At 38.0% G+C, this 1,997-nt stretch carries 1 pseudogene; it reads left to right on the plus strand.

Annotated features, from left to right (window positions below):
• A pseudogene (locus FS875_RS10305) lies at positions 1 to 1,997 on the plus strand (hypothetical protein); the annotation flags it as partial.

Consider the following 1,997-nt stretch of genomic DNA (forward strand, 5'->3'; position numbering starts at 1 on the left):
ACGGGTGGACAACTCTATTCGATGAATGAGCATCTTGCGAGCTATTTAGGTGGTGGCGCCGGCTATGATACGGAAGGCAAATGGAAAGCGCCTAACTTTAAGGTTAATACAGTTAACGCTGATGGTAACTCTGAAGATAAGAACTATACCAATGTAGGGGATGCTTTAGCAGGCGTAGGGACTTCTTTTACAAATGTTCAGAATAAGTTTACCACTGAGATTACCAACCAAATTAATCGTCTTCAATCAGATGATTCCGCCGTTGTTCACTATGATAAGAAGGATGGCGCCATTAATTATGGAAGTGTAACTTTTGGTGGTAAAGAGAAAACTCTTACAGCTCTCCACAATGTTGCTAATGGTATGATTTCTGATAAGTCGCATGATGCGATAAATGGTGGACAGATTTATAAAATTGGTGAAGATATAGCAAAATTCTTGGGTGGAAATGCAGCTTTTAACAATGGAGCTTTTACAGGTCCAACTTATAAATTATCGTATATTGCCAAGGATGGCGTTGTAACAGAAAGTTCTCTTGACAGTGTTGGAACAGCCCTTGCAGGTCTTGATCTTAGTATCAAGAATGTGAATGATCGTATTAAGGAAGTCTCAGAGGGCGTTGCACAGGATTCTTTATCATGGAGCAAGGAAGACAATGCCTTTAGTGCGCAACATGGAGAAGAAGAAAAAACCAATAGCAAAATTAAATTCCTTGCTTCTGGAAAAATTTCTGCTGCTTCAACAGAAGCTATTAATGGTTCTCAGCTTTATTCTTTAGGCAAAGATGTTGCAAAATATTTTGGTGGTGGCGCTGAGTATAAGGATGGAGATTGGAGCGCACCAAGCTTTACACTGAAAGCTTTTAGTGAAGATGGTAAGGAAAGTGAAAACAAGACATATAATAATGTTGGTTCAGCCTTTGCAGGAATTGATAAAAATTTCACAAATGTAAATAATCATCTGACCAATATTGTTGAAGACTTTAATAAAAAAGTCGATAACATTAACAAAGAAGTTAAAGGCGATGCTTTGCTATGGAGCAATGAAAACGATGCTTTTGTTGCACTTCATGGAGAAGAAGAAAAAACGAATAGCAAAATTAAATTCCTTGCAGCCGGGGATATTACAAAAGACTCGACAGAAGCTATTAATGGTTCCCAGCTTTTCGAGACAAATAATAAGGTTGCGACTTATTTGGGCGGTGGAGCGAAATATGAGAATGGCCAATGGTCTGATCCAAGTTTTAAGGTTAAAACCGTTAATGCTGATGGAGATAAAGAAGATAAGAACTATACCAATGTAGCAGCAGCTTTTGAAGGCGTTGGTACTTCTATTACAAATGTCCAGAATAAAGTTACCAACGATATAACGAATAAGTTCAACGAGTTTACTCAAAACATAACGAATATTACGCAACAAGTTAAAGGCGATGCTTTATTATGGAGTGAGGAAGATCATGCTTTTGTTGCAGATCATGGCAAAGATGATGAAAAGGCAAATAGTAAGCTTACGCACCTTTTGGATGGCACTATTTCAAAAGACTCAACAGATGCCATCACGGGTAAACAACTTTATTCTTTAGGTGATAATGTTGCACAGTACTTTGGTGGTGGTGCTAAATATGAGGAAGGCAAATGGCAAGCACCAAGCTTTAAGGTTAAAACAGTTAATACTGATGGCAACACTGAAGATCAGACTTATCAGAATGTAGCAGCAGCTTTTGAAGGTGTTGGTACTTCTATCACAAACGTTCAGAATAAGTTTACTACTGAGATTACCAACCAAATTAATCGTCTTCAATCAGATGATTCCGCCGTTGTTCACTATGATAAAGACGATAAAAATGGCACTGTTGATTATGGAAGTATAACTTTTGGTGGTAAAGATAAAACTGCCACGGCTCTTCACAATATTGCTGATGGAAATATCGCTTCTGGTTCTAAGGATGCTATTACAGGTGGTCAGATTAACACCATCTCTCAAGATGTTGCAAAGTT

It is taken from the genome of Bartonella saheliensis (assembly GCF_902162175.1).